Source organism: Bacillus sp. FSL L8-0099, from assembly GCF_038006385.1.
Classification (GTDB): Bacteria; Bacillota; Bacilli; order Bacillales; family Bacillaceae_G; genus Bacillus_A; species Bacillus_A toyonensis.
On sequence record NZ_JBBOVC010000002.1, the window covers coordinates 221,531 to 241,792 of the forward strand.

13 protein-coding genes and 1 pseudogene are annotated in these 20,262 nt (G+C 31.6%); 9 read left to right on the top strand and 5 right to left on the bottom strand.

Going from position 1 to position 20,262, the window contains the following annotated elements:
- Positions 1 to 86 precede the first annotated feature (86 nt).
- The 4 genes from MHH42_RS28775 to MHH42_RS28790 all read right to left on the bottom strand — a co-directional run bounded on the left by MHH42_RS28775 (position 87) and on the right by MHH42_RS28790 (position 6,111).
- Entirely contained in the window at positions 87 to 503 is a 417-nt protein-coding gene (locus MHH42_RS28775) for a VOC family protein (protein ID WP_340895022.1), read from the bottom strand.
- Between the two features lie 249 nt (positions 504 to 752).
- Positions 753 to 1,343, bottom strand: a complete 591-nt coding sequence (locus MHH42_RS28780) for a hypothetical protein (RefSeq protein ID WP_340895023.1) — start codon at positions 1,341 to 1,343, stop codon at positions 753 to 755.
- 171 nt (positions 1,344 to 1,514) lie between these two features.
- Complete coding sequence (locus MHH42_RS28785; protein ID WP_340895024.1) at positions 1,515 to 4,589, bottom strand: type IV secretory system conjugative DNA transfer family protein; 3,075 nt, start codon at positions 4,587 to 4,589, stop codon at positions 1,515 to 1,517.
- Entirely contained in the window at positions 4,561 to 6,111 is a 1,551-nt protein-coding gene (locus MHH42_RS28790) for a replication-relaxation family protein (protein ID WP_000748108.1), read from the bottom strand. The genes MHH42_RS28785 and MHH42_RS28790 overlap by 29 nt, the downstream gene beginning before the upstream one ends.
- Before the next feature lie 535 nt (positions 6,112 to 6,646).
- Here MHH42_RS28790 and MHH42_RS28795 point away from each other — a divergent pair.
- From MHH42_RS28795 to MHH42_RS28805, 3 genes are all read left to right on the top strand, one after another.
- Positions 6,647 to 7,333: a hypothetical protein gene (locus MHH42_RS28795; protein WP_002040099.1), complete on the top strand. Its 687-nt coding sequence runs from the start codon at positions 6,647 to 6,649 to the stop codon at positions 7,331 to 7,333.
- A 577-nt stretch (positions 7,334 to 7,910) separates the two neighbouring features.
- Positions 7,911 to 8,345: a hypothetical protein gene (locus MHH42_RS28800; protein ID WP_001006720.1), complete on the top strand. Its 435-nt coding sequence runs from the start codon at positions 7,911 to 7,913 to the stop codon at positions 8,343 to 8,345.
- On the top strand, positions 8,345 to 9,793 hold the full coding sequence (locus MHH42_RS28805; RefSeq protein ID WP_001097026.1) for a cell division protein FtsZ: 1,449 nt from the start codon (positions 8,345 to 8,347) through the stop codon (positions 9,791 to 9,793). The genes MHH42_RS28800 and MHH42_RS28805 overlap by 1 nt, the downstream gene beginning before the upstream one ends.
- A gap of 25 nt (positions 9,794 to 9,818) precedes the next feature.
- Here MHH42_RS28805 and MHH42_RS28810 read toward each other — a convergent pair whose 3' ends face one another.
- Positions 9,819 to 10,568, bottom strand: a complete 750-nt coding sequence (locus MHH42_RS28810) for a terminase gpP N-terminus-related DNA-binding protein (protein ID WP_000572413.1) — start codon at positions 10,566 to 10,568, stop codon at positions 9,819 to 9,821.
- A gap of 2,885 nt (positions 10,569 to 13,453) precedes the next feature.
- On the opposite strand from MHH42_RS28810, the pseudogene MHH42_RS28815 reads away from it, so the two are divergent.
- The 6 genes and pseudogenes from MHH42_RS28815 to MHH42_RS28840 all read left to right on the top strand — a co-directional run bounded on the left by MHH42_RS28815 (position 13,454) and on the right by MHH42_RS28840 (position 20,249).
- Positions 13,454 to 14,768: pseudogene (locus MHH42_RS28815) on the top strand (DNA primase).
- Positions 14,769 to 15,299: 531 nt separating this feature from the next.
- A complete protein-coding gene (locus MHH42_RS28820; protein WP_000533697.1) occupies positions 15,300 to 15,530 on the top strand; it encodes a hypothetical protein in 231 nt (76 codons plus the stop codon).
- Positions 15,531 to 15,636: 106 nt separating this feature from the next.
- The gene (locus MHH42_RS28825; protein WP_085451172.1) at positions 15,637 to 16,278 is read left to right on the top strand and encodes an IS607 family transposase; all 642 of its coding nucleotides are present in this window, start codon (positions 15,637 to 15,639) and stop codon (positions 16,276 to 16,278) included.
- Positions 16,241 to 17,359: an RNA-guided endonuclease InsQ/TnpB family protein gene (locus tag MHH42_RS28830; protein ID WP_340895030.1), complete on the top strand. Its 1,119-nt coding sequence runs from the start codon at positions 16,241 to 16,243 to the stop codon at positions 17,357 to 17,359. The genes MHH42_RS28825 and MHH42_RS28830 overlap by 38 nt, the downstream gene beginning before the upstream one ends.
- Before the next feature lie 160 nt (positions 17,360 to 17,519).
- Complete coding sequence (locus tag MHH42_RS28835; protein WP_070174105.1) at positions 17,520 to 18,491, top strand: sigma-70 family RNA polymerase sigma factor; 972 nt, start codon at positions 17,520 to 17,522, stop codon at positions 18,489 to 18,491.
- 315 nt (positions 18,492 to 18,806) lie between these two features.
- Positions 18,807 to 20,249, top strand: coding sequence for a hypothetical protein (locus tag MHH42_RS28840; RefSeq protein WP_340895031.1), 1,443 nt, complete (start codon positions 18,807 to 18,809; stop codon positions 20,247 to 20,249).
- Positions 20,250 to 20,262: the final 13 nt, after the last annotated feature.

The window sequence follows — 20,262 nt, forward strand, 5'->3', positions numbered from 1 at the left end:
CATAACATAATTCGAGATAGCTGCCACTGCATAAATAATCGCTATCCTCCACAGTGCAACTTACCAAGCCTCGGTGAACTGTGAAGTTACGTCTTTCTAGTCGAACCCAGAACATCTAAATAATGCTGATTATACATAATCCCTAAAATGTTCCCAAAGGGATCGACCACGGAAGCAGTAATAAACCCCTCGCCGCGCTCTGTGGGTGCCTCGTATTCTTTCGCTCCCATAGACAGCAGAGTTTTGAAAGTTGCTGTTACATTATCGACGTGCCAGTACACTACAGCACCGGCCGGTCCGGTCGCTGAACCATCGGGCGCATAGCGGCTATCAATCAGCCCCAGCTCGTGCTGGTAATCGCCAAGGCGAAACTCGGTATATCCTGGACGTTCGAAGTAAGGTTCGATGCCCAACAGCTCGGCGTACCACTTCTTTGCCGCTGCTAGATCATCCGTCCAAAAACTGACTGTGGTTAATCCTCGTAATGTCTGTGTGTCACTCATAATCGATTTCCTCCTTAATGTTGAGTAGTACGTCCCGATGCTATACTAAATAACAGCTTCTGAATTAACTTCGATTTACTTATGAATATTCCTTTCTATTATTCAAGAAAATGACCCTTTAACCGAATAAAATGACTGACATTTTTAAACACCTTTATTGTAAATGTAACAATTTTATTTGTAATTAAACAATTGTATTATTACTTAACATAAAGTTTATTTCACGTAAGTATCCCCATTAGAAATAATCTATATTTTGTTTGACTTTTTTAAAAAGAAGTTTAACTTGCCGTGATATAAGGAATTCCAAAATTGTCTATTGTAGTTATCATCATTTATTAATATGTTAGTATCAAACTCCACTAATTTGTTCTTTAATTCATAAAAAGTGTTCATTAGATCATGACTTATATAGTGTTCTTGCTCTATTAGTTGAACCCAATGCTTTTTAAAGTAATTGAAGCAGCAATACATTTTTTCTATAGAAGAATTAACAAAATATCTTTCTACTCTTTCCGTAATTTCATGTTCTAGCTCATATATTTCTCCTGTGGGTTGGTAGATAGTAATTAGATTACCTGAATCCATATTACTCCCAATAACAAGGTATGGTTTAAACTTCTCTAAACTCGCTAAAAACGCTTCTGTATATTCTTTATCCAATATCGATAAAGAAAAATCATTTTGTTTTGTCCATTCTACTACATCTAAAAGAAAACCATTTGAATATGTGTAAAATTCTACATTGAGACATTCGAATTCATTTCCTTTAATTTGATGATTAAGTAAAAAGTGCATACTATCCATGGGCAAACGTAATTTGGCTATTTTCAATGTCATTCCTCCAACCCTTATTATGTAATCCATTTTCTGTTTCTTCACAAACTTAATTAAATTTTAGCATAAAGAAATGGTCTCCTTGGGGAAAGTTACATATGAAATAATAAAAAGGTATGAGTTTACGACCCACACCTTTTTACCAGTAGAAATATTCGTTATATGCTTAATGTATCAATCATGATCAATGTCACCTTCGATATATTGACTGAGTTTATCCTTAATTGCCGCACTTTCTGGAGTTACTTCTGCTACTTTACGATTGTGAAGACGAGAGCCACCTTCCATTTCATCTAAAGGTAATGTATTTTCATCATCTTGAGGAACAGTAGCAGCCATTTGTTGTAACCATTGTATTGTTAAGTTAGATGTTGTATTTTTACCATTGATTTCTGCAGTTCGCTGAATTGCCTGTTCCTGCTGATTATGGGTTACAGTCGATGTGTAAGCAGGCTCTCTATATTGTGGTGTATGCTTCGCCCTTGGCACTTCTATTGGAGTTTCAGTAATAACTGGTGCTTTGTTGTTAAGTTCAATAGGTTCTCTATGTTTACTTGTATCTGGTACATTTTCTTTTTGAACATCGATTACTTCATTAATTTTTGCGGGTTCTGTTGTAGTAGAAGTAGCAATTGATGCTGTAGTGCTTTCCTTTTCTAGCTTAGGAGCAGAATTTCTTGAGTAATCTTGCACAGACTGATTATTTGTTAACTCACCTTCCCTGTCAGTATCATCGTCATTATTATAAAAATCGTAAGTATCAGGATTTAACGTTTGTAACCAACCTTCTATTGCAGTAGGCGCTGTTTTAGGCGTACTCAAATCCTCAATTACAGTTTCTTCACTATCAACATCTGTATCTGTGACATAATCATCATATTTAATTTCCGCATTCAATGACTCTTCACGAATTTTTAGCCAATAAGCAGCTGCTTCTGCATCAACTTGAATCTTAGCTGTTTTAAACTCAGCGGCAGGAACAAAGTTTGCGTTTACTTGTATTCCTCCTTGAGGAGCATTATCTTTTACAATTTTAGCAGCACACTGGAATGCTTTTTGAATCAAGATATCATTTTCAGAAAGAATGGGTACCTCTGTTTTCGAATAAGAGTAGGATGTTCTACGTGTACTTTGTGTTTTTGTTTCTGCTGTTACCATATCAATTTCTTGATCACCTTCACGTGCCTCATAAATTGTTTTCGTACCCATTAGCTTACTAAACAATTTAGCGTCTTCATTTGTAACATCACCATAAACAAGTTTATTACGAAATGTGCCTAACAGGATATCCATAAATCTTGGGCCATGTTCAATTGCTAATTGACTAATTGTTTGTGCAATAACAATTAAAGGTGCTTTATATTTACGTGATTGAGCAGGAAAACTTTTAAATGCTTTATAAATGTAATCCGCAAACTCATCGACTAAAACAGGATGGTAAGGAGATACGTTAGGCTTACGACGGAAAACAGCATTCTGCACGGCATATAAACATAATTTACCGAATACATCAGATAGATCAGAAAGTTCCCCTTTTGCTGTATTGATTAAAAGAATTCCTCCAAATTCCAGGTGTTTCTCAAAATCAAAATCCGATGGGCCACATAAAACACGTCGGAGCAGAGGTTGAGCAGAAATATCATTTAATGTGTTTCGTAAACCGCGAACAAAGGTTTCTTGTTTATCAATTATCTTTGGTTGACCATAGTATTTCCCTTCAGTATGATAAACAACTTCCCCTCCCCCACGACCACCAGAAATTTCAGGAACATAATTTAAATCAAACCATTCATCTACCTGTTTCATTATGCGCCAATGGTTTCGTTCATCTCTATCTGGAATAGATTCAATATCATTTGGAAGTCGTTCTTTTAATTTGAGATGCATCTCAAAAACGAGATTAGCATCATTATACATATCAATTAAATGCTCAAATCTGGCTTCAAATTTAGAATCATGGAGTTTTAACAAATAAATATGTTGTTTAAGATGGGAACGCTCAGACTGAACGAAGAACGGATTTCCTGCTCCATTATCAGAGAGACCCGTTAATACTGAACATAACATCTCAGCAACTTTATCAACTGGACCACGTACAAAATTTATTGAAGGGGTATCAGGATTTGTTGGGTCTAAATAGAAAATAACACTTGCGGGAATTTTGTGTGCTAATACCAATTTATATACTTTTTCGCAGAAGTCATTAGATGGCTCGATAACTGTAAGACCATTAACCTGCGTTCCTTTTACATCCTCTGAATGATAATCTTTTCTTGTATATAAGGTTTTAAAGTTATTAATCATGGAAGCCATATAGTCAAGAATTTGATTGGCAATTGGCAAACCTAGTGCAGCTGATTTCCCTGTACCAATGTTACCGATGATCATTATATTAAGCGTTAAAGACTTGCCCTGTATAACTGCCATTTCCCGTGTAGCACTGTTAGGACCAAGAAAGATATCGGGTTCTGGCAATTTTGATGGATTTTTTTCAGTGAAAAATCTGTGTAATGAAGTAGCAAGTTTTCGTTGACGATCATCATTCAAAAAGGAAAGCATCCAACCAGGTATTTTAAATACGTATTCCCATTTTCCGAATTCATCTAAAAGCTCTTTTTTATGTTCATAAAAAATCTTAAAGAGCCATAAGAGTACGAGAATAATAATAATTACAGGTATTGCAAATACAAGGTGCATGATATTACTAAAATTTGAAAGTATAGTATCCTCTAATCCTTTGTCATTTAGTGAAACTTCTCCAGCTTTCGAATTTAAGAATGGAATAAATATTTTAGCTAATGGAACACTAAACGCCCATAAGTACTGGGCAACTATACCAATTAACATCATCGAGAATATAAACCATCTACGCTTTATCTCCTGATAGGTCTTAACCTTTGTTGATAGTTGCCAAGTATAAATTAAAATCCAAAAGCTAAAAAAGGTTTCAAGGTAATAATTAGTTTCAAACGGATTACCGAAGATACTTAAAGTAGGCAATGGAGCGCCCATTTGTATTGACCAGAAAGAAGCGTATTTATATATTCCTCTAAAAGCAAAATACCAAGCTAGCAGAAGTAGTAATGTTATAACATAGTAAGATGAGCGGGCTGCTAAACGATATTTCCAGCTTTTTGTAATATCGATTGTAACTGTATAGGAATTTTTTTTGCTCTTTCCGGCTTTTGGATCCTCCCCATTACCTGGTGCATTATTGATTTCAGCATTCTTTTGAACTGCATTCTCCAAATTCTTGTTTCACCCTCTCTTTTAACGAATAAAAAGCAGCGGTGAAATTAAGCAATTCAGCAGAAGTAGCCAATAATATATTCTCTGGTGCTATGGAATTGTGATACAAATCAGTAAAAATGGCTTGCTGCCCATGCTCTAATTCATCCGCTTCATATATCCCCAAAATCTTTATTGGGTTTAGTGTTCGGTGTTGATTTTGCATGGCCAACAATCCTGATAATTGCTGTAATTTAAAGTGTGTGTTAACCTCCCCTACCTTAAGTATTGTTAATATACATAAAATTTCTAAGTAATCTAAAGATTTTTTTTCTTCATCAGGTGCTTTTTTTCGTAATACCAAAATGTCATCTGTTAGCTCAAGTAGTTTAGAATGTTGAATCCCTTTCGCTTGAATTTCATTTTTATTAGATATCCACCCTACCGAATAAGGGAAAGAAGAATTTATGTTTAAACGTTCAGTGATTTTTTTGATTAGGTGACTTTTGCTTAAACTATTAGTTTCGCGAATTTCTTGAAGAATATTATTTACTACAAGTGCAGAACTACCCATATTACATACGTAAACATTTAGGTTGTTTACCACACTTAAACGTGGAATATTACCAAAAGCTTTTTTTAAATTGGTAACACGTGTGGTCCGTTTTTTGTAAGTAGAAATGGTATGGTAGGAGTCATCAATAATAGAAAATAACACGTAATATTGCTTAGATGGGTTAGCAGCAGCAATATCGAGATATTTTTTTAATTTATTTTCTAAAAACGGAATGTTTTCCGATCCTGTATCAACTTCAATATTGATAATAGAATTGTTACAAGTAATAACCCAATCAGGAATTAGTAATGGGTTTCCCTTTGAGTCAGGATAAAATTCTTTAGATGGACGAAATGAATATACAAGTTGAGGCAGATCTGGTAGGAAAGAAACGGGTTGAAGTTCGGGCTGAAACACTTCACGGTATTCTTCATCTTCATATAAATAGTAGACATCTTTTGAATCGGAATACATTAGGTTGGGCAAATGCAAGTTTTGCTTTACGATTTGACTTAGCGGAAAGAGATAATCTCCATTACCACCTACAATTGCACCAGTATGTTCATTGTTTGATTCTGCTTTAAGTAAATTTAAAACAAATTGCGTAATTGCTATATTGTGTTCATATTGCCTCTTAGTAACAAATGAGGTACTACAATCAGAAATCAATTTTAATCTATATAATATTTCAGCTCCTTTTAAAGAGATAGAAACGAAATCCAGTGTAAAGCCTCGCTTTTTTCTCACGCTTATATTTTCCTTTTTTAGTAATTTCATTTTTGCCCATTTAGTTAACTTTGATGAAAAAGTAGTGCGACTTATAGGCCCCCCACTTATCAATTCATAAAATTTACGTAATTGAATTTGAGAAACTGTTCGCTGTTCATATAAAAATAAAACTGTAAAAATATCAGAACGATTAAAATAAACTCCACGATCATTTTCTCCGACGATATATTTAACTGCATGATTAAATGATTTTTTCAATTTTAAACACTCCCCTGATATGGAAATAAAATACGGAAACTTGCATAAAATCGATTGCAACTATCAAAAATTCAACCTAGACTGATTGGGTAAATAAAACATTAGAGAACATAAAAATGTTTTAAAAATATTTTAACTGAAATTTACAAAAAAACAACTCGTTACCCATCAAGACTCTGGATTTAAAAACACGTAATACATCTTCATGTATGTGTTATAAAAATCAAATGTAATAAGGATCTACTTACTATTAGAGTTCGTCATATATCCTTCGACATAAATAAAAAGACATGTGACGAAGCTAAAAGATAAAAATAGAGTTCGTCATATGTATTACGTCATATCTGAGTAGAGTCCTCAAAATACATAAAATACAGAGTGAATATATTTTTGAATGGATGAAATTCAATATTGAAATGAATGTTAAAAATTTTTTAGATGTAACTGTTTATCAGGAGGAAAAATCACATCATAAAAGAAATAAGTAAATAATTATAATAAAGTAAATGAAAATTTTGTATATTTCGTATTTTGCATGTTACAATCTGATTTAAGGGGTGAAAAAATGCGGAATTGGAACACAGAATATGGGTTAATAAAAAAGATTATACAAAGTGAATTTGAAACAGACTTTTTTTATAACAAGGTGATCAATACATTAAAAAATGAATATGAGATAATTCCATTACAGTTTGCTGCTCTAGATCCTTATAAAATCTACAATACTTCACAAGTTAGTAGAATATTGCGACTAAAACCTAATAAATTAAGGTATTTAATTAACAGATACGGTGAATACATCCAATTAATAAAAAAAGGAACTAAATATATTATTTCATTTAAAGCTGTATACAAGATTTATTTAGTACATCTATTTTTAACAAAGAAATTAATTAGTTTATCTGAGTTTAATCGCTTTATGGCTTTACATGTGAGTTATAGTGATTATATTGATATGAAATTGACAAGTTATACTGACAAGTTTGTAGAACTTAATTTCAGAGAAAAACAAATGAATGAAAATGAATCACAATTTTATGTGTTATTTCTGCAAATCTCAGAAATAACTACGGAATTAATAAAAGAAATAACGAAATATAACATGACATTGACATCCCCTTTCCTTTCTGTAGACAACCAACAGAAAAATGAGTTATTGAAAAAGAAGCAGGATCATAAAAATCTGTTTAATAAACTAAGTATTTTATATAAAACTATATAGTTAAAAGAGTAATACTTAAGAAGTATTACTCTTTTTTTATAGGGTTATATACACGTTTTATTGATAAGTCTTTCATATAAGACCTTTAAATAGGGCGTATAATAATTCGTGGTAATATTCTATTGACATAAAATTAATATAAAATCATATAAACCCTTTAATAATAAGTGTTTGTCTACACGTCTTATATGTAGTTCGTATATATAAGGTGTATAAATTCAATGACCATGATAATAGTACGTTATTTTAGAAGTATTATATATTGGAATTATAATTCTAGATAAAAATATACATAAATACTGCACTCATATTTATTGTTTAATAGTTATTGTTAGTTATATGAAACCTGATATTAACATGTTTTATTTACTGCTTATATGAACGACTTTCATGTACGTCTTATATATTTGATGTAGATATATAGGGCGTTATTTCGATTTTACATTTTATAAATATTATATAAGTCTTGTATATAACAACTTAATATAAGACTTATATATAATGACTTGATATACGTCTTACAATGATGTAATATGTTTTTAGGAATAATTAACCAACGTTTTAAGGGGGGGACAACTTGAACGAGGTATTAAGTGAAAAATATAAACAAAACAAATTCACTGAAGAAGTTGTGGAAATGTTTGCAGACATTATTGAAGAAGACGAAATACTCTACAATGTATTTCATTACATAGGATCTCAAGTAAACAAACAATACCAAGAGACAAAGTATATGAGAGGAATCTCAATAAATGAAATAGTAGAAAGTGTTGTTATTGATAGGAGAGTAAAAAAACCTAAGGGTAAATCCTATTCATTAGAACTTGAAAGGACTAACATTTCAAGAAGATCGGCAGAAGGTAGTGTTGCTACTTTAGCTTCAATGTCATTAATAACAGAAAAAATTATGCATCCGTATAAGTTTTTAATTTCAACTATTAGGGGACAACAAGTATTAGTTGAATTAGGGAAACGTAAAAAAAGTAATGAGAATAAGGGAGAGATAAAATAATGGCAAAAAACTTTCTAAAAAACGAAGTAGCAGTGAAAATGACTATGGTTGGTTTTGGTCAAGCTGGAACTAGAATGGTAGATAAGTTTGCTGAGTATAAGCATACAGACGGTACAGCAGTTTATAATTGCCTAGCATTGAATAGTAATGATGGGGATTTAGCTGAACTGAAAAATGTGCCGAAAAGTAACCAAGTTTCACTAAAATTAGGTGGTTTAGGTAAGAATCCTGAGCGTGCTGTAAAGGTTTTAGAATCTAATGAAGAAGCTAAAGATAAACTAAAAGAATTTATAACGGAACGCGTTAGACCAACTGATGAATTAGTACTATTTTTTGCAGGTTTAGGCGGTGGTACAGGTACATCTACAATTATTCAAGCAATTGAAGAATTCTCCGCTTTTCATAATAAACCTGTAATTGCTGAAGAACTTAAAAGTATGGCAATGAAAATTCCTAGAGAAGAATTAATAAAAAATCAACAAAAGTATGCAAGAATTGCTTTCAATAATGCTATTGAGCGTAAAGATTTCATTAAAATGGGTATTGTAGTTACACTTCCAGTTAGGGCAGATGGGCCTGATGTACTAAGACAGGTGAATAAATTTTCACAAGAAATTTGGAAGTTAGCTAATGATCCAGCGAAAGGTGTTGCATTTGTTGTATTTGCAGATAACCAACACTTCTATGATGAGTTTAAGGGATTAAACGAAAATGAGAAAAAAGGCATTGGAAACTCACGAGACTATGCAAACCAACGCATTGGAGATATTATTCATGAGTTAAATACAGCTGCAAATGGTTCAGGAACATCAGTAATTCTAGATTCTCAGGACTTTAAACGAATTTTACTAGAAAGAACAGGCTGTTTAGTAATTAATAAGGTTTCACGTAATATGAATCAAATTGAAAACAGTAAAGAAATTGTAGATATGTTCTCAGAATCATTGAAAGGAAGTTCATTCCATCACCCTATTGACCTGATGAAGACAAATGAAAATGGAGATTTAGAGGCATCAAAGGTACATCATTTTGGGATGTTAGCAATTTTAGATGAACAGAAGAATATTGATGATTCATTTATGGATGATGCAAAAGTAGAAGTGACAAATAAACTACCAATCAATGGAACTGTTTTTAATGGTTATTTAGTCAGTAAAAATGACTTTATGGGCAGCGTGTATACTTTCTATAAGACAGATGCACTACCATCACGATTATCTAAAGGATTAGTTGAAGAATATAATGAATTTAAAGAAAAACAAAGCCAAATCCAATATACAAAGTCTCAAATTAATACAATTGAAGCGCAAGACTTTGATGATGATTTCAATATTAACTTTGGTGATTACTTTGAATTAGAACCAGTTAAAAATGAAGAGCCACAAGCGCAAAATGATGAAGAATTAGCAGCATTTATGGATCCAGATAAGATGTTTGGATCAAAATAAAAAATAAGCCTGGGATTTTCCAGGCTTATTTTTCTGTTTTCATTACACTTTTCATATATTCAATCATGTTCTCATCAATATAGTTTTCTATAAAAAGTTGTTTTCTTGCAAGATCTTCCTCTTTTTTAAACCAGCCAACCTTTTTAATACGAGTTTCTTCTGGTTGTGCACTCCACTCTCTTTCAGCTTGTTTTCTTAACTCTGTACGTGCTCTATGTTGAATTATCATATTATCTAGTCTTTCTTGTCTTTGGCGCTCTTTTAACATTTCAGGGTCTTCTGGTTCAGGTAGCACCGCACGTATAGCATCTTCAAACTTTCCTTGATACTCTAATTCAATGTTTTGTAAATGCATTTGAATCTTTTGCTCTACTATTTTCTCAATAGTCGCTGCAGCTTCCTGCATGTTTAATGGAGTTGAGACTTCACTAGTTTGATTTTCTGGAGAAACTGGTCTTAGTTCGAACTGATGTGGTAAAAGCTCAATAATTGCATCTAGCGACCACTTTTCATCCCTCTTTAGCTTAATAAATAAAGCTATATCTAAATCCAGTGTGTTATATAGCTTTTCATTTGTATTATTGGTTCTTAATGTTCCGTGTAACCCCTTTTCCTCTAGGGTATTGAACCAATTGTACACAGTGTTATGATGTCGGCCTACTAGTTTTGAAAACTCTGTTATTCGCCAAGCTTTTTCAAAAGCATCTTCATGACTAGAGTTTGTATTATTTGACTCCATGTGTTCATTTGTATTTTTGTTATCTTGTTCAATCATCGTTATACCTCCTTGAAATATAATGGCCACAATAAAATGGAATTAACATATAAAGCGAGATTAACATGTTAAGTGTTTTTTCGATAATATAAACCCGAATCCCTTTATTGATTGACATTCACATGAAATGTATCATCAATATGTAAAGTATCACTTGTTAACATAAAGTTGATAAATAAAGGGTTTGGAATTAACTATTGTTAATATCTTGTTAATAATTCGTTAGTTGTTAATGATTATTGTTGCTATGAAATTAACAAATTAGTCTACAATATATTAATGATAAGAAAATATTAGTGATTTGTAAATAAATTATGAGGATATAGTATTAAACTTAAAGACTTAAAAGCTAAAAAGTATGTATAAACGTAAAGCGAAAAGCCAATACTAATAATAAATAAAGGCCTATATTTATTATAATTTAAGATACTTGGTAGTATAAAGCTAAGAATTGTATAGTTAATTAGTTTCAGCAGGTCTTTAGAATGCACATGAAGGTTATTATAGGTTATTGAATTAGTGTTAATACGGTTTAATATAAACTCGCTTTTTCTAGAGGGCACCGCCCTTTACAAGTGATCTCTATATAATCAAAATTGATTCATACAATTGTTACTTTTAAATCGGAAGTAATAAAAAGCGATTTATTGCTTTTAGCCACTATCAAAATGCTTTCAAGAATGATATCTTCTCCGGTTTATCCAGTGGATTTTGCTATAGAAAAAAGCCTTTTAATAAATGTAGAACTTAAAACTCTATTTGTATGTATATTCGCAACTTTAGAATTAACAATTGTTAATGTCATGTTAATACGTATTGGGGATAGTTGATATGACGCTGTCATTAATTGACAACTATCCCTATTAACATGTCAATCTCAGGTTATATATCAATGATAAATGAAGAGAAAACTATTAATTTGTGTGTGTTACTAATAAGAAACTATCAATTGTATGGAGTTCTTGTTGGTTTCTAGCTACAATTAGAGTTCTTTTAGGGTGTTTTCTTTTTTTTAATAGAAATCTGTGGTGGTAGATAAATTTTTAACTAATGCGGATCTTGAAAAAAACGAAAGTTGCTTCTATGACCATTTCAACTATCTAATTACTAATGTCATATCGATGTTAAAGACAAATTGTTAATATAACATTAACAATAAAAAGAGCATTTTCTCTCTATGATTGACTTTTAGACTATACGTCAATGATAAACAAGGTGTGAAACCCATTGAATTGCTGTCCTCATTTATTATTGTGATTAAATTTTAACTATTTTTTGATAGTGTGAAAACATCTTATTGAATAGATTATTACTAGATTCGCTTCGAGCAAACCGCCACAGCAGAAAATTTTCATCAATATAGATTTTGAAATCTCGAAAGTTATAAACATTCCTTCTTTTTGACACCGAATTGTTAATGTTATATCAATATCAATTAGAACAATATTGATAACAAAAGAAAACAAGCACTCAACATGTCAATCTCAGATTATATATCAATGATAAATGAAGGGAAAACTGTTGCGGTAGGTAAATTTATGCGTATTTCAATTACTTAAATTGTCAAAGTTATATCAATGTCAAATCCAAATTGTTGATATGAAATTAACAATACAGACTGTATTCCTTTATATGTGCTGCTTTTTAACTATATGTAAATGATAAATAATGGGTAAAAATCATTGAATTGCTGTCAGCATTTATTACTCGATTAAATCTTTAACTATGTTTTGATAGTGTCGAAACATTTTTCAGGATAGATCGTTACTAGATTCGCTTCAAGAAAACTACCACAGAAGAAAAATTTCAGTCAATATAGATTTTGAAATCTCGAAAGTTATAAACATTCCTTCTTTTTGACACCGAATTGTTAATGTTATGTCAATATTAATTAGAATGATATTGATAACAAGAGAAAACAAGCACTTAACATGTTAATCTCGGTTAACATGTTAATAACAAATGAGAGATTAAAAATCAGTTATCTTCCCATTGGTATCAACATGAGATTGATAGTTTCGTGTTGTTTCTTTTGTATATCTTACTTACATTGAAACATTTTTAATGCTAGTTTATTAATTAACATACTTCTATACAATCCGTTGCAATAGGCTAATGTTCAACTAATATAGATCTTGAAGTTTTGATAGGCGCAAATATTTTTGATAAGCGTCCGCTTGTTAATGTTATGTTAATGTTAATTCATAGATACTAGCGTTTAAGTTGGCGCGATTCAGTTGACATGTTAATCTCGTTTGATATGTCAATGTCAAATGTGGATAAAATGTATTGATTTTCTGTTGATATCAACATGAGATTAATAATTATATGATTGTTTTATAGTCCTTGGTCTAAATTTTTTAAAAGTAGGAATAATTAATTTTGGACAAAATATAAAGTTATGATAATTGTTTACAAGGAGTTGATTATGGTTAACAAGATTGCACTTAGTAGTGCAATTAATTGGTTAGTAGGTTATATATACTGTATCAAAAAAATTTAGCAGAGAAACATTAGTGAACCGTTAATAACGGGTATCCTTATAGCTTGGTAAATATAGATTGCTAAAATAGTATTTGATTCTGAAGAAGTTCTCGCTTCAAGAGCTCCAAAAGGAGTTAAATAGTAAGATGCCCATGTATAATTATAGTGTGGGGTTTAATAATATTTAGAAGATTATTTGATTAAATAAAGAATATTATAATTAACCTCTAGATTAAATTTATAATATTTAGTATATTCTTATTATAAAACGTAAATTTTTTTATTTTCTAGTGATTACATGAAGCCCTTCGGGTTACGGATTAAATTACACGTTTGTGTGGTATTTAACCTCCGTATTCCAAAGGGCTTTTTTATTTGATTAAGGGAAAAGGGGATATGTGATGTCAATTGAAAAGTTAGCAGCAAGTAGAATATTAAGACCAGTGAGAAGCATGAATAAGGGGAGTAATGAGAGATGGTTTGAATATTATAGAACAACATGCCCTATATGTGGTAAGCAAGGATGGTGCATGGTTAATGATTCTGAAACCAAAATAATATGTGGACGAATTTCATCAGAAACAGTATTCGGGGAAGCAGGCTATTTACATATAGTAGCTGAAGATCAAAAAAGGGGATATGGTTTTTCTCAAGATCAGATGATTAAGGAACATAGGAAGAAAAATGATTACACCCTTGATATTATGTACACTTTATTTCTAGAATCTTTAGACGTGCGAGATGAACATATTAAAATGTTAAGGGGATCAAAACGTAGGATTACAAGGGAAGTAATAAATGTTAGAAATTACAAAAGTTTTCCTATTAAACCTTGGGATACTACGAAAGAGTTAATAAAAAAAGTAGGAGGGAAAACAAGCTATATTGTTGGAATTCCAGGATTTTATGCAAAAGAAACGAAGGATGGAAGATATTTCACGTTTGCAGGTAGGAGAGATTCTTTATTAATACCGCAGAGAAATATATATAATCAGATATGCGGTTTTCAATGTAGAATTGATGATCCTGAATATATGACAGTTGTAAAAAATCATAAACCAAGCTTTAAGGCAGAAGTTATTGAGCAACCCAATACTATAGAGGTGACCTACAAAATCAATGGGAAGATAGAGTCTATATTTAAAGGTAAAGTCGATGTTAAAGAATGGTATGAAATTAATTATGAGGGTGAAAAATTAGGTGAAGTACAATTAAAGTTAGAAAGTAAATATATTTGGATCAGCTCAGGTGGGAGATTTCATGGAACAGGAGTTGGGAACCCGTTGCCAATACATGTAGCAGTACCTAGTCGAGAGCTGAAAAATTGGGAACGTGGAGAATTAATAAAAAAGGATAATGTATGGATTTCAGAAGGGAGTTTAAAGTCTGATATTGCTGCAGAAAACTTAGACGAGCTATTAACAAATGAGGAAAAATTAATGTATGGTACCACAGTCGTATCAATACCTGGGGTTAAAGTATGGAGAATATTAATTGAACCATTAAAAAAAAATGGGAGTTAAACAGGCAACGTTCGCTTTAGATATGGATATGATTACAAATTCAGATGTTCAGCGGTCGTTATTAGAATGTGCACAAACGCTTTATCAAGAAGGAATAAGTATTAATTATGCAAGTTGGGATATTAATCTTGGAAAGGGGCTAGATGATTTACTATTAAACGATTATATTCCAGCAATAGAGAAAGTGAGATAAACGCTATTTTGATTAAAATAAGTTAAAAAACATATTAATAGGGGATACAAATGATTAATTACTTTTGTATACCATAACTAGAATGAGTGGTTTTTATAAAATTGAAATTTCTATGTTGATTATACAAAAATTACATATGAGATTCGAGGAAATATAAATTTGGAAGCTTTAAAGGTAAATTTATTTTTTACTCTTTCTAAACGGATGTTTTGTATAGAAGAATACAAAACATCCATTATTTTATACGTGTTCTTGATAGTCATCAGGGTTTAAATTGTATATAAACCTTGATGATTATCAAGATTTATATAAATATAATTAGTTTAATCATAAGGAGATGATGGATATTTTAATATCTCAGTAATCTTTTAAATTTTCGGAATAATTTGTTTTACATTTTGTTATAATCCTATATCATATACATACAGGATAAATTTGGAAGAGTTTTAAGGTGAAGTTTCGTATCTATGTAATATCGATAGTAGTTTTAAATGACTAAATAATACTATTCATGTATACGAGGTGAAACAAATGGGGAGACGAGTAAGCGAGAAGAAAACAAAAGAGCAGTTTTTATATGAAAGAAGAAGACAATTAGAAATAATGGAAGGTATTAGTAGCATCTGCAAAGGATGCGATATTTATATAGAATTGAGAAAAACAAAAGCACATAAAGAAGTTGCCAATACATGCGCAAGGAATTGTAAGTTGATTAGTAACGTACAAAAGGAGACAAAGATGTTTTTAGAAACAATTCGATAAAATGAGAAGGGAGGGAAGTAACAGTTGAAATAAATCTATAAAACTTTATAAAAGACCCTCTAATTATTATAAAGTTTAAGTAATAATAATTAGAGAGGTGATATAGATGAAGTACTATTCCATAGGTGAATTTGCTAATTTAATAGGAAAGACAACTCAAACGTTAAGAAACTGGGATAAACAAAATGTTTTTAAACCACATCACGTAACGGATAGGGGTTATCGATATTACTCACAAGAACAACTTAATCACTTTTTGGGTATTAAAGGTGAAATGCAGTTAAACAAAATAGTGATAGGATACTGTAGAGTTAGCTCTCATAAACAGAAAGATGATTTGGAAAGACAAATTGATAACGTAAAAACGTATATGTTTGCTAAAGGCTATCAATTTGAAATCATCACTGATATAGGAAGTGGGATTAGCTATAATAAAAAGGGATTAAATGAACTAATTGATAAGGTCACTAATTCGGAAGTAGAAAAGATTGTTATTCTATATAAAGATCGGTTAATTCGATTCGGGTATGAATTAATCGAAAACCTATGTAATAAATATGGAACGACTATTGAGGTCATTGACCATACAAAAAAGACCGAGAAACAAGAATTAGTAGAAGATTTAATTCAGATTGTCACTGTTTTCAGCTGTAGATTGCAAGGCAAAAGAGCCAATAAAGCCAAGAAGATGATTAAGGAGTTGATGAAAAATGATACTTGCGAGGAAAGTAAGAATAAGACCAAATAAAGAACAAGAACATCAACTTTGGAAATCCGTTGGAACAGCCCGATGGGCTTATAATTGGACATTAGGTAAACAAGAAGAAAATCACAAGCACGGTGGTAAATTTCTATCTGACGGCCTCCTTCGTAAAGAATTAACCGTTCTGAAACAAACAGAAGAATATGTATGGCTATACGAAGTATCCAATAACATTACAAAGCAAGCGATCAAAGATGCTTGTGAAGCATATAAGCGATTCTTCAAGGGGCTGGCTAATAAACCATGTTTCAAAAGCAGAAGAAAATCCAAGCCGTCTTTTTACAACGATAATGTGAAATTGAAAGTTCGAAATAACGAAGTGTTGATTGAAAAAGTTGGATGGATGAAAATTTCAGAATCATTACCAGTCGATGTAAAGTATAAGAATCCACGTATTCATTTCGACGGAAAGTATTGGTATTTGTCCGTTGGCGTAGAAAACGAATGTCCCAAAATAGAATTAACAGATGTCTTACTAGGTATTGATGTTGGTGTGAAGGAACTGGCTGTTTGCTCGGATGGAGAGAAAAAGAAAAATATCAACAAAACACAAACAGTAAAAAAGGTAGAGAAACGACTTCGTAGGTTGCAACGTCAAGTTTCTCGCAAATATGAAATAAATAAGGAGGGAAACCGTTTCATCAAAACCGGCAACATTATAAAAGTCAAAAAGAAAATACAACACTTGCATAGAAGGTTGACCAATATCAGAACAAATTATCTTCATCAAGTCACGAAAGATATCGTGAAAACCAAGCCATATCGAATCGTGATGGAAACCTTGAACATCAAAGGAATGATGAAGAATAAGCACTTGTCTAAAGCTATTGCAAAACAATGTTTATATGAGCTTAAGCGACAAATTCAATATAAAAGCGAAAAATACGGTATTGAATTTATTGAAGCTGATAAATGGTATCCATCTTCTAAGATGTGTTCAAGTTGTGGGAGCATCAAGAAAGATCTAAAGCTATCTGATCGCATATACAAATGTGCTTGTAGTCATGTCATAGATCGGGATTTGAATGCAGCCATCAACTTGTCACGTTATGAATTAGCCAATTAACACCTAAACGTTATGGCTAATATGTAGGATGCGTTGTATCCGAATTTACGCCCTCGGAGAGTTATATCAAACGGTAGTAGCTTTGGCAAAACCGGACTCGTAGAACAGGGAAATAAACAAACTTTATAGACTTTTATAAGGTTTTGGCAACGGAATAGGTATGAATCGATCATATAGCAGCTTGAATCGCGATGAGTCATTAAATAAAACTATAACACAAGATTCTAACGCAAGAAGTATTAAGCCAATCGCTTATTCAGAAGGAAACACTTTTGAAATTAAGGGAATAGGAAATTATAAGGTACTATCAAAACAGGAAAGTTTAAAATTATTTCAGCGGTACAAACATGGTGAAAAGGATCTACGTGATTATTTGTTTCATGTGAATGTAGGACTAGTATTATCTATTGCAAGAAAGTACAAAAACAAGCACCCTGATATAGAGTTTGATGATCTGGTTCAAGAAGGAAATGAGGGAATGTTACGAGCAATGGAAGATTTTAATCCGGCTTTAGGCTATTGCTTTTCTACATACGCTTTTTGGTGGATACAAAAAAGTATGTTAGGAATTATATGTAAAAAAAAGTCTGGGCCTTTTAAAATACCTAATTATGTGAATCAATTTAATTTAAAATATGTCGAGTTAGAAGATAAATATTTACAAATGTATAACAGAACCCCTTCGGTGGAGGAAGTTGTAAAAGAGTTAGATGTAACTAGCGAAACAGTCATTAGGCACAACGTATATTATAAGCGAGCTACTACTATGACTTTGGATATAGATACAATAAATGAAGATATAGGTATGTCGAAGCCATTCTATGATGATAATTCAGCAATTCCTTCAATAAATGAGATGGTAATTGAAGACTTAAATTACGAGATATGGTTAATATTTGATGAAGTATTAAACCCAAAACAAAAGATGGTACTAAATCTATGTTTTGGTCTTTTAGATGGTAAAGTGTATTTGCATAAAGAAATTGCAAAAGCACTTATGATAACAACTGAAAGAGTGTCACAAATAAAGGAAGAAGCAATTAAAAAATTGAAGAAATGTGACTATAAAGATGAGATTTTTAATCTACTACATGAAAAGTTGAAAGTTATGGATGAACTTAATATGGCGTGAAAATATATACTCGTATATATCTGAATATTTAGTGCGATGAGTGTATTGCATCTTTTTCTATCTAAAAGTTGGAAACAAATTGATGTATTAAGGGGATAACATGTACTATAACCTCAATAGATGTAAAATAAAAAGAAGGATAAATGGGTGCAACCTATTTATCCTTTTTTTTATTTATTATGCTTTAAAAAATAATATTACCTTTATTTTTCCTTAGTTTTTCTATAGAAATATCTCATGATTAATTATGAAGGATAAATAATTTAATTACTCTCATTAATGAGGTACCAATAGAAAGGAGGCCATTGTTGTTATATGCAAAATAATAGAAAAAGAAACGTAATTAAGGAAAGGATTAGACAAGAAAAAGAACGACGAGAACGATTATTAGCTGAGGAAGAAGAACAATATGAGGATATTCATGAGAATCAAGTAAGTGAGAAATTCCAACAAGAGCATTCGGAACAACAGTTGAAACAAAGTGAAAATAGAGAAGAAAGTGTAGTTTTAAATACACCTAAAAATGAAGCTTCAAATAGTAATCCGGCTCTTGATTGGATTACGACAATTCAAAAACAGTCAAGCACTTCTGAAAGCAATTTTAATAAAGAACAACCAGAAGTAGAAGAAGGTAGAAAAGCAGAGGAAGAAGCGAGGAAACGTAAAGAAGCGGAAGCACGTAGAATGGCAGAAGAAGAAGCAAGGGAACGTGAAGAAGCGGAAGCACGTAGAAAAGCAGAGGAAGAAGCGAGGAAACGTGAAGAAGCGGAAGCACGTAGAAAAGCAGAGGAAGAAGCGAGGAAAAGTGAAGAAGCGGAGGCACGTAGAAAGGCAGAGGAAGAAGCAAGGAAAAGTGAAGAAGCGGAAGCGCGTAGAAAGGCGGAAGAAGAAGCAAGGAAACAGGCTGAAGCACGACGGAAAGAAGAAGAGAAAAAACTTGAAGAAGTAAGAAAAAGAAGATTAGAGGAAGAAAAGAGAATAGAAGAAGCACAAAAGAGACAAAAAATAGTTGTGGTTAAAAGAGAACCAGAAAGTGATGAAATTAATTTAAATAAGAAAAGAAATCTACCAAATGAAACTAGATTTAAACAAGAAGAGAAAGAAGTAATCGATAAAAAAGGAATCTTAAATAATATGAAAAAATATAAGTACGCTATTATAGGAATCGCATCGATTGTTTTATTAATATTAGCAGGTTTTGCCTTTAGCAATTTGAAAAATTCACAGGCTGCATCTGCAAATAATGTAAATAGTTTAGAAGCTAACGCGAATCTAATAAATGGATTAAGGTTATCTGCAGTTCAAAAATATCAAGATGCTACCTTGGAATTTGATAAAGTGGATTATAAAAAGTTAGGAAAAGAAGATAAAAAGGCAGTTTTATTTACTTATCTTTTAAGCGGTAAAGCACAAAAGGCTATTGACTTAGAGCAAGATTTTGCAGAATCAGTAGTTTCATATTATATAGCTGTAGATAATTTGAAAAAAGTAAAAGAACTTAAAACAAAAAATCCACTAATTAATTTTGAAATTGCAGCATTAGATGACAAACATGAAGAAGTTATTAAATTAAAAGATCATGTTCCACTAGATGGAAGAAGAGAAGGAATTATTGTTAATAGTTATTTGAAATTAAATAAATCCGAGGAAGCTAAGAAGTTTGCTCAGAAGGTTGGAAATAAAGATTTACTTGAAAAAATTAATAATTCTGCACCCAATAGTTCTGCTACCTCTGTAGCAACTATTAGTGCAGGTTAAGTAATGGGGAGGA

What these genes read in the sequence shown, in the direction of transcription:
- MHH42_RS28775 (WP_340895022.1), bottom strand. Translation starts at nt 503, where the DNA reads ATGAGTGACACACAGACATTACGAGGATTAACCACAGTCAGTTTTTGG.
- MHH42_RS28780 (WP_340895023.1), bottom strand. Translation starts at nt 1,343, where the DNA reads ATGACATTGAAAATAGCCAAATTACGTTTGCCCATGGATAGTATGCAC.
- MHH42_RS28795 (WP_002040099.1), top strand. Translation starts at nt 6,647, where the DNA reads ATGTTACAATCTGATTTAAGGGGTGAAAAAATGCGGAATTGGAACACA.
- MHH42_RS28805 (WP_001097026.1), top strand. Translation starts at nt 8,345, where the DNA reads ATGGCAAAAAACTTTCTAAAAAACGAAGTAGCAGTGAAAATGACTATG.
- MHH42_RS28810 (WP_000572413.1), bottom strand. Translation starts at nt 10,568, where the DNA reads ATGATTGAACAAGATAACAAAAATACAAATGAACACATGGAGTCAAAT.
- MHH42_RS28820 (WP_000533697.1), top strand. Translation starts at nt 15,300, where the DNA reads ATGGGGAGACGAGTAAGCGAGAAGAAAACAAAAGAGCAGTTTTTATAT.
- MHH42_RS28825 (WP_085451172.1), top strand. Translation starts at nt 15,637, where the DNA reads ATGAAGTACTATTCCATAGGTGAATTTGCTAATTTAATAGGAAAGACA.
- MHH42_RS28830 (WP_340895030.1), top strand. Translation starts at nt 16,241, where the DNA reads ATGATACTTGCGAGGAAAGTAAGAATAAGACCAAATAAAGAACAAGAA.
- MHH42_RS28835 (WP_070174105.1), top strand. Translation starts at nt 17,520, where the DNA reads ATGAATCGATCATATAGCAGCTTGAATCGCGATGAGTCATTAAATAAA.
- MHH42_RS28840 (WP_340895031.1), top strand. Translation starts at nt 18,807, where the DNA reads ATGCAAAATAATAGAAAAAGAAACGTAATTAAGGAAAGGATTAGACAA.